Annotated in this window: 1 protein-coding gene; it reads left to right on the top strand. The window is 63.0% G+C overall.

What is annotated here, in order from left to right:
* The coding region (locus tag RVY79_RS20390) for a hypothetical protein (protein ID WP_317466409.1) at positions 1–257 on the top strand (257 nt) is incomplete at both ends.

The following is a 257-nucleotide window of genomic DNA, read 5'->3' on the forward strand; positions in this document are numbered from 1 at the left end:
AGCGCCGGGCTTTCCTTCATCTACGTGACATTTGACTGGAAGACAGACATCTTCCGGGCGCGCCAGATGGTCTCCGAACGCCTGACGTCCATGGAGGAAGGGCTAGCCCCGGGCGTGACGCCCACGATGGGGCCAATCAGCTCAGTGATGGGCGAGATCATGCAGATTGCAATCCCCATCGGTGCCAAGCCCTCAGGGCAGAAGAACGCAGCCCCGCCGCTGTCGGCCATGGACACGCGCGAGTACGCGGACTGGGT

Origin of the sequence: Chromohalobacter sp. HP20-39 (genome assembly GCF_033052815.1) — a bacterium.
GTDB lineage: Bacteria > Pseudomonadota > Gammaproteobacteria > Pseudomonadales > Halomonadaceae > Chromohalobacter.